This window comes from Elioraea thermophila (ex Habib et al. 2022), assembly GCF_003336755.1.
In the GTDB taxonomy this organism is placed as follows: domain Bacteria; phylum Pseudomonadota; class Alphaproteobacteria; order Acetobacterales; family Acetobacteraceae; genus Elioraea; species Elioraea thermophila.
Map to the genome: position 1 here is coordinate 278,884 of NZ_KZ851831.1, position 8,384 is coordinate 287,267.

Sequence of the window (8,384 nt, forward strand, 5' to 3'; positions counted from 1 at the left end):
GGGACATGCCGTTCCTCCCTGCCGTGATACCCCTATACTCGTTGCGGCCACCTCTTCGCGTCCGAGGAGAACCCCGTCAATGCCTCCTGGCCTTGCCCCGTCGATCGAGCGCCGGCTGCGTGCGCGGATGCGCGGCGAGGTGCGCACCGACGCGGCTACGCGCGGCCGCTATGCCACCGACGCCTCGCACTACCAGGTCTGGCCGGCGGCCGTGCTGTTTCCCCGCAGCGTGGACGACCTCGCGGCGGTGCTGGAGGTTGCACGAGAAGACGGCATCCCCGTCACCGCGCGCGGCGGCGGCACGAGCCAGGCGGGGCAGACCATCAATCGCGGCATCGTGGTCGACTGCTCGCGGCATCTGAACCGCATCCGCGTCATCGATCCGGAACGCCGTCGCGCCCTGGTCGAGCCCGGCGTGGTGCTCGATCGGCTGAACCGGCTGTTGGCGCGCCACGGACTGTGGTTCCCGGTCGACGTCTCCACCGCCTCGCGCGCCACCTTGGGCGGCATGGCGGCGAACAACTCGGCCGGAGCGCGCTCGTTGCGGTTCGGCATCATGCGGGACAACGTGGCCGCGATCGACGCCCTGCTCGTGGACGGAACGCACGCGCGGTTCGACGACAACGCCTTCGCCCAGACCTCTCCGCTCGCTCCGCTCGCCGCCGACCTGCGTGCCATCGCCGCCACCGAAGCGGAGGAGATCGCGGCCCGCTTTCCGAAGCTGCAGCGCCGTGTCGGGGGCTACAATCTCGATGCCCTGCTGCCCTCGGTCGCGCAGCCGAATCTCGCCGAGCTCCTGGTCGGCTCGGAAGGCACGCTCGCCCTGTTCACCGCGATCGAGCTCAAGCTCGCCCCCGCCCTGCCGAAGCACCGAACCCTCGGCGTCTGTCACTTCGGCTCGTTCCGGGCGGCGATGGAGGCGACACGGGCGATCGTCGGGCTCGACCCCGTCGCGGTCGAGCTCGTCGATCGCACCATGCTCGAGCTTGCGCGCGGCATACCGATGTTCCACGCCACCCTCGCCGCCATGGTGCGCGGTGAGCCGGACGCGCTTCTCCTCGTCGAGTTCGCCGAGGCGGAAGCCGCGACGAACCGCGCGCGGCTTGCCGAGCTTGCGACCCTGATGGGCGATCTCGGCTTCGCCTGGGACAAGGCGGGCGCGCGGTTCGGCGGCGTGATCGAGGTCGTCGACCCCGCGTTGCAGGCGGCGATCACAGAGCTGCGCACGGCGGGGCTCAACGTGATGATGAGCATGAAGGAGGAAGGCAAACCCGTCTCCTTCGTCGAGGACTGCGCGGTGCCGCTCGAACACCTTGCCGACTACACGGAGCGGCTGAGCGAGCTCTTCGCCCGCCACGGCACGCGCGGCACCTGGTACGCGCATGCCGGGTCGGGCTGCCTGCACGTGCGGCCGGTGCTCAACCTCAAGCTGGACAAGGACGCGGCCGCGATGCGCGCGATCGCCGAGGAGGCGTTCGCGTTGGTGCGCGCGTACAAGGGCAGCCATTCCGGTGAGCATGGCGACGGCATCGTGCGCTCCGAGTTCCACGCGGCGATGTTCGGGCCGCGCCTCGTCGCCGCCTTCGAACGGGTGAAGGACCGTTTCGACCCGCGCGGCATCCTCAACCCCAACCGCATCGTGCGTCCTCCGCGCATGGACGACCGCACGCTGTTCCGCTACGGGCCCGACTACGCCGAGGCGACGCACCGGCCCGTGCTCGATTGGTCCGACTACCCGCGCGCGAGTCCCGCCGCGTCGTTCCAGGCCGCGGTCGAGATGTGCAACAACAACGGCGCCTGCCGTGCGCTCGCGGGCGGCGTGATGTGCCCCTCCTACCGCGCCACCCGGGACGAAACGGACGTGGTGCGCGGGCGGGCGAACACGCTGCGGCTCGCGCTGTCGGGCCAGCTCCCGGGTGGGCTTGCTTCCGAGGCGGTGGCGGAGGCGCTCGCCCTCTGCGTGTCCTGCAAGGCGTGCCGCCGCGAGTGCCCGACCGCGGTCGACATGGCGCGGATGAAGATCGAGGTGCGCGCGGCCCAAGTCGCCGAACGCGGGCTTTCGTTGCGCGACCGGTTGATCGCCTTCCTGCCGCGCTACGCGCCGTGGGTGGCGCGCTTCGGCCGGCTGGCGGCAGCGCGGGAGGCGATCCCGGCCGTCGCGCGCTGGAGCGAACGCCTCTTCGGCCTTGCCGCCGACCGCCCGCTGCCGCGCTTCGCGCGCGCACCGTGGCGCGACGCGGAGGCGGCGGGCCGCAACCCTGAGGTCGTGCTGTTCGCCGACACCTTCAACCGTTGGTTCGAGCCCGAAACGCTGCGGGCGGCGACGCGCGTGCTGCAGGCGGGCGGGTTTCGGCCGCGCGCGGCCTCAGGCGAGGGGCGACCGCTCTGCTGCGGGCGAACCTTCCTCGCCGCTGGTGTCGTGGATCACGCGCGGGCGGAACTGCGCCGCACGCTCGCCGTGCTCGCGCCCTACGCGCGCGAAGGGGTGCCGATCGTGGGCGTCGAGCCCTCCTGCCTGTTCACCTTCCGTGACGAGGCGCTGGTGCTGGGCCTCGGCGAGGAGGCGCGGCTGGTGGCCGCGGTGGCGGTCACCTTCGAGGAGTTCGTCGCTGCCCATCCGCGTCGCATCGCCGCAGCGCTGCATGAGGGCCCGCCGCGGCGAGCGCTCGTGCACGGGCATTGCCATGCGAAGGCGTTCGGCGCGTTCGGCGCGGTGCAGCAGGCGCTGCGCCTCGTGCCGGGTCTCGCCGTGCAGGCGATCGAGTCCTCCTGCTGCGGCATGGCGGGCGCCTTCGGCTATCAGGCGGAGACGGCGTCGGTGTCGCGCGCGATGGCGGAGCTTGCCTTGCTTCCCGCCGTGCGGGCGGCCGATCCGCACGCCGCGATCGTCGCCAACGGGTTCTCCTGCCGCCATCAGATCGCCGACCTCGCGGGTCGCGCCGCGTTGCACCCGGCGCAGCTTCTCGCCGCCGCGCTCGCGCCCTGAGGGGCGTCTGCGCTACGGATCGGGCCTCGCCTGGCAGGGGAGAGGCAACGATGACGGTTCCGTTCGACCCGGAAGCGGAAGTGGTGGTGCATCGCCTGCGGCCGTCGCCGCGCGCCTGGATCGCGGCGGCAGTCGGCGTGGTGCTGGTGCTGGTGGGCCTGCTCGGCCTCTATCAGCCGATCTTCGCCGGCGTGGTGGCGGAGGGTTCCGACGGCACGCCCTACCCGGTGCTGATCGCCCTCGGCTGCGCGTTCGCCGGCATCATCCTGATCGCCTCCCTCGAATGGCGCGAAGTGGCGATCGACTTCGCGGCGCGCGAGCTGCGTGACCTGCCGCGACCGGCATCACGGCGGAACGTGCGGCGTCGGTGCGTGCCGTTCGCCGAGGTCGAGGGGACGCAGGTGGTGGAGCGTGACGGCAGCTCGGGGCGCGAGGTCGCGATCCGGATCGACGTGCGCCGCGATCGATCGCTCCTGTTCGGTCCGTTCGCGGCGACCGCAGAGGCCCGCGCGGCGTGCACGCGGCTGGCGGAGCGGCTGAACGCGGCGATCGCGGGACGCTGAAAAGCGAAGGGGGTGGCGCACGGCCACCCCCTCGTGGACCGAGCCCGGACGGGAACGATCAGGCGTCGACGGTCTCCCGCCGGCGGCGAGCGGCAAGACCGAGCGCGCCGAGGCCGAACAGCATGAGCGCGGCGGAGGCCGGCTCGGGCACCATCACGTCCCGCATCACGGCGAAGACGTCGACGTTGTCGATGTAGCGGCCGTCGCCGAAGTTGAGGAAGGTGACGAGGCCCGGATCGGTGCCGCGAACGTACTGGTAGAACAGCTCGGCCCCCGCACCCTTGGCGAAGAACATCGTGTTCTCGTTGGTGTGGGTGCCGTAGTGCCACCTCACGCCGGGCAGCACGCCCTGGCCGCGGCCCTCGATCGGCTCGAACGGGATCCGGTCCGAGTTCGGGCCCATCGGCATGCCGTTGCCGTGGTCGGTGAGCACGATCATCAGCGTCTCGTCCCAGGACGAGTACGTTTCCACCCACTCGATCGCCCAGGCGACGGAGCGGTTGAAGTCGACCTGCTCCTCGATGATGCGGGCGGTGTTGTTGGCGTGTGCCATCCAGTCCACCGCGCCGCCCTCGACCATGAGGAAGAACCCGTCGGGGTCGCGCGACAGGAAATTGATCGCGCCCTGGGTCATGGTGAGCAGGGACGGCACGTTGGTATTGAAGGGTACGCCGGAGGCGTTGCCGTTCTCGACCGAAACGTTCGTCGGATCGGCCGGGCGGTTGCGGTTCGCCTGCAGCGTGTCGCCGGTCTGGGCGAGGCCGATCAGGCGACCCGACGCCGGCACCAGCGTGCCGTCGGCGAGCTTCTCGAAGTCCTCCTTCGAGGAGATGAAATAGCGACCGTAGGTGTTCGACCCGTCAGGGTTGGCGAGCAGCGCGTTGAGCTGCATCATCGTCATGTAGCGCTCGTTCGGTGTGGCGCGCAGTTCGCCGTTCGAGTTGTAGCGCGGATCGCCACCCCCCATGATCAGGTCGAGGTTGGGGTTGCGCAGCATCTGCTCTGCGATCTGCGCGTACGCGTCGCGGTTGACGTTCTGCGCGCCGAACACCGCCGGCGTGGCATGGGTGAAGGGCACCGAAGAGACGACGCCGGTGGCGCGGCCCCACTGCTTGGCGATGTCGGTGATCAGCGGCGTGAGCGGCGAGCCCGTGACGGCCGGGTCGTTCGACCACGAGATCGAATTGTTGTAGCTCTTCTGCCCGGTGGCGAGAGCGGTGCCGGCGGCAGCGGAGTCGGTGAAGCTGCGCTTGATGTAGTCGTAACCGTTGAAGTAGCTCGGGCGCCCGCCGAAGCTGCCGGTGTTGGGCGTGGTGTCCCAGGCCCGCGCCGGGTCGTACGACACTTCCGGCGTGTTGCCGCCCGTCGGCCGCGTCGACAGGTTCAAGGGATAGGTCGTCATGCCGAGCTTGACCGGGAAGTCGGCGTAGGCCTCACGCCGCGCCGCGCCGAACTCCCAGTGGCTCGCCATGTCGTAGCAGCCCCAGGAGCAGCCGTCGGTGATGAACAGGATCACGTTCTTGGCGTGCGCGGCCTCGGCCTCGGCCGCACCGACCATCAACGCCGACGCGGACACCGCGCCGAGCACGAAGCGTCTGGAGAGCATTCCGTCCCCCTGAGCGGATGAGCTGACCGGCTCCAGGCGCACTCGCCCCCGAGTGGCACCCGCCGGCTCGCCTACACCCGTAGGTCAGAAGGTGGCCGAGTTCCGTCACGCTTCGATGACGCGACCGTGACGTTCGGCTCGCCCAACGAATGAAACGAGCGTGACGCGAGGATGAACCCTCGATGACAGCCGCCGTTCAGCCCGGCGGCGCCAGCGCCGGCAGGTCGTAGAAGGCGCGGATCGCCTCCACCCCCTCCTCGGCCGTCTCGACGAAGGTGATCAGGTCGAAATCGGCGCGGTCGATCAACCCCTCCTCGGCCAGCGCCTCGAAGCGGATGACGCGGTCCCAGAAGGCTCGGTCGAACAGCAGGATGGGCAGGCGGCGGATCTTGCCCGTCTGCACCAGGGTGAGTGTTTCGAACAGCTCATCGAGCGTGCCGAAGCCGCCCGGGAACACGGCGAGTGCCCGCGCCCGCAAGAGGAAGTGCATCTTGCGGATGCCGAAGTAGTGGAAGCGGAAGGAGAGCTCGGGCGTGATCCAGCGGTTCGGCGCCTGCTCGCGCGGCAGCACGATGGAGAGCCCGATCGACTTGCCGCCGGCTTCCGCCGCCCCGCGGTTGCCGGCCGCCATGATCCCCGGCCCACCGCCGGTGATGACGGCGAAGTCGCAGATGCCGCGCTTCTGGCCCCCCAGGGTGACGAGCCTCGCGAAGCGCCGCGCCTCCTCGTACCAGGCGGACTGGCGCAGCGCCCGTTCGGCGAGCGCGCGGTCCGCCTCGGTGCGGGCGGCGGCGAGGCGGGCCTCGGCGGTGGCGCGATCGACCACGCGGGCGGAGCCGAACAGCACCACGGTGGAGCGGATCCCGGCCTCGTCCTGCGCGATGTCGGCCTTCATCAGCTCGAGCATCAGCCGCACGCCGCGGAGTTCGTCGCGCAGCAGGAAGTCGGGGTCCTGGAAGGCGAGGCGGAAGGAGGGTTCGTCGGCGAAGGGCGAAGGGGGCGCGGCGAGCCCCGGCTCCGGCTCCGGCAGGGCCCTGTCGTCCGCGCCCTCGCTCATGGCAGGAACCGTGCGCTGACCGAGCCCAGGCCGTCGAAGGCGACCTCGACCTCGGCTGGACCGGAGAGCCAGGCGGGTACGGTCACCGAGCCGCACAGCACGATCTGGCCGGCGCGCAGACCGTCGAAGACGGCCGCCGCCGGCGAGGCGGCGAGCCAGCGCAGCACGGCGAGCGGATGGCCGAGCAGATCAGCCCCCGTGCCTTCGGCGAACACCGCCCCGTCCAACAGCAGACGCCCCCGCACCTGGGCGAGATCCCGGCCGGCGAGGCGGGAGGGAGGCCAGCCCGGGGCGGGCGGCCCGAGCACGGCGGCGGCGTGAAAAAAGCGGTCCGCGATCAGCATCGGGGTGCCGATGGCCACCCCGCCCTCGTAGCGGTTCTCGACGATCTCGATCGCCGGCAACACCTCGGCCACCGCTTCGGCGAGGCGTTCGGGCGAATGCTCGCCGGGCGGCAGATCGGCGCCGAGCCGCAGCGCGATCTCCGCCTCCACGCCGGGATTGCGCCATTGCCCCAATGCGCTCGCGTAGCCGGAGGAGCGGAGGCTCGCCGGGTCGAGATAGCCGGCGGCCGGGGTGCGAATGCCGAGATGAAGCTGCATGGTGGCAGCGGTGGCGCCGACCTTGAAGCCGGCCGGCGGCCAGCAGCCGGCCCTGTGCGCCTGGGCGGCCTGAATGGCGTAGCCTTCGGCGGCGTCGCCCGGGGCGAGGGCCGGCTCGAGCGGCCGCACCCAGCCATCCGCCGCGCGCTGGGCGGCGATCGCCTCCGCCGCCGCCGCCGCCCGACCGTCGCTGCCCGCCATCATGCCGCGAGCGCCTCCAATCGCGCCGCCTGCACCGCGTAGAGGGCCACCGCGGCGGCGACCGAGACGTTGAGGCTCTCCACCGCCCGGGTCTGCGGCAGGCGCACGAGCACATCGCAGCCCTCCCGCGTCAGCCGACGCATGCCCTCATCCTCCGCCCCCAGCACGAGGGCGAGGCGGCGCCCTTCGAGCCCGGCGGCGGCAAGGGTGCGCTCGGCCGTCGCCTCCAGTCCGACCACCCAGAGGCCGGCCTCCTTCAGCGCGCCGAGCGTGCGGGCGAGGTTGACCGCGCGCAGGAGCGGGACGCGGTCGAGCGCGCCGGCGGCGGCCCGCGCCATCGCCCCGCTTTCGCCCGGCGCATGGCGGTCCTGCACGATCACCGCCGCCGCCCCGAACGCGGCCGCCGAGCGCAGCACGGCGCCGACATTGCGCGGATCGGTCACCTGATCGAGCACCACGACGGGACCCGCCGAGGCGGCGAGCGCTGCGGCGAGCGGTGGTGGAGACAGCGGGTCGACGAGCAGGGCGAGCCCCTGGTGCACCGCGCCGGGGGGAAGGAGGCGGGCGATCGCTTCCGCCGTCGTCAGCTCCGGGTCGAGCGGCAGGCCGCCGGGGAAGGCCCCGTTCAGCTGGGCGATGGCCGCGGCGGTCGCCACCAGGCGGCGGTGGCGACGGGCGGGGTTGCCGAGCGCGGCGACGACCGGATGCCGGCCGTAGAGCCAAAAGGGGGCAGACCGATCGCGCGGCACCGATGGCCGGCCGGCCATCCGTGCCTGACCCCCTGCCGGGCGCTCCCCCCGCTGCCCTCGTCCGCCCCTGATCATCGCTTCCAGCATGGGAGGTTCCTTCCGCGAACGGAAGAGCGGGCCAACGTTGACAGAGGGCGGGAAATGTCCCACCTCACCGCGGCCCGCGCGGTCCCGCGCGGGGCGACCACCTCGCGGGCAGCCGCGGTGCGGCGTCGCGTTGGGAGGGGTGCCCGAGTGGCTAAAGGGGACGGACTGTAAATCCGTTGGCGCACGCCTACGCTGGTTCGAATCCAGCCCCCTCCACCAGCCACCGCCCCAGCCACCGCACCGAGTGCCGGCCGCCGAGGGGTCGACATCGCCACACCGGAACGAGGGACTGCGCACGACGGCACCGCGGGTGTAGCTCAATGGTAGAGCCCCAGCCTTCCAAGCTGGTTGTGCGGGTTCGATTCCCGTCACCCGCTCCACCCGTCCTCTCCCTGCCCCGTCCCCGCCCCTGAACCCACCCAGTCGCGAACGGAACAACCAGACGAGGTCTCGCCATGGCGAAGGCGAAGTTTGAGCGGACGAAGCCGCACTGCAACATCGGGACGATTGGTCATGTCGACCATGGCAAGACG

At 71.7% G+C, this 8,384-nt stretch carries 6 protein-coding genes and 2 tRNA genes; 4 read left to right on the forward strand and 4 right to left on the reverse strand.

Going from position 1 to position 8,384, the window contains the following annotated elements; genetic code table 11:
- Window positions 1-79 precede the first annotated feature (79 nt).
- On the forward strand, window positions 80-2,986 hold the full coding sequence (locus DWB05_RS01295) for an FAD-binding and (Fe-S)-binding domain-containing protein (protein ID WP_114374185.1): 2,907 nt from the start codon (window positions 80-82) through the stop codon (window positions 2,984-2,986).
- Window positions 2,987-3,036: 50 nt separating this feature from the next.
- Entirely contained in the window at window positions 3,037-3,549 is a 513-nt protein-coding gene (locus DWB05_RS01300) for a hypothetical protein (protein ID WP_114374187.1), read from the forward strand.
- A 58-nt stretch (window positions 3,550-3,607) separates the two neighbouring features.
- Here DWB05_RS01300 and DWB05_RS01305 read toward each other — a convergent pair whose 3' ends face one another.
- The 4 genes from DWB05_RS01305 to DWB05_RS01320 form a co-directional block, all read right to left on the reverse strand.
- Window positions 3,608-5,155, reverse strand: coding sequence for an alkaline phosphatase (locus DWB05_RS01305; protein WP_114374262.1), 1,548 nt, complete (start codon window positions 5,153-5,155; stop codon window positions 3,608-3,610).
- 196 nt (window positions 5,156-5,351) lie between these two features.
- Entirely contained in the window at window positions 5,352-6,212 is an 861-nt protein-coding gene (locus DWB05_RS01310) for an LOG family protein (RefSeq protein WP_114374189.1), read from the reverse strand.
- Window positions 6,209-7,018, reverse strand: coding sequence for a 2-keto-4-pentenoate hydratase (locus DWB05_RS01315; RefSeq protein WP_114374191.1), 810 nt, complete (start codon window positions 7,016-7,018; stop codon window positions 6,209-6,211). Before DWB05_RS01315 ends, DWB05_RS01310 begins: the two co-directional genes overlap by 4 nt.
- Window positions 7,015-7,782 (reverse strand): RNA methyltransferase, encoded by a 768-nt coding sequence (locus tag DWB05_RS01320; protein WP_157967025.1) that lies wholly within the window; start codon window positions 7,780-7,782, stop codon window positions 7,015-7,017. Before DWB05_RS01320 ends, DWB05_RS01315 begins: the two co-directional genes overlap by 4 nt.
- Before the next feature lie 202 nt (window positions 7,783-7,984).
- On the opposite strand from DWB05_RS01320, the gene DWB05_RS01325 reads away from it, so the two are divergent.
- Together DWB05_RS01325 and DWB05_RS01330 are read left to right on the forward strand one after the other, a co-directional pair.
- Window positions 7,985-8,070, forward strand: a tRNA-Tyr gene (locus tag DWB05_RS01325).
- Window positions 8,071-8,157: 87 nt separating this feature from the next.
- Window positions 8,158-8,231 (forward strand) — tRNA-Gly (locus tag DWB05_RS01330).
- Window positions 8,232-8,384: the final 153 nt, after the last annotated feature.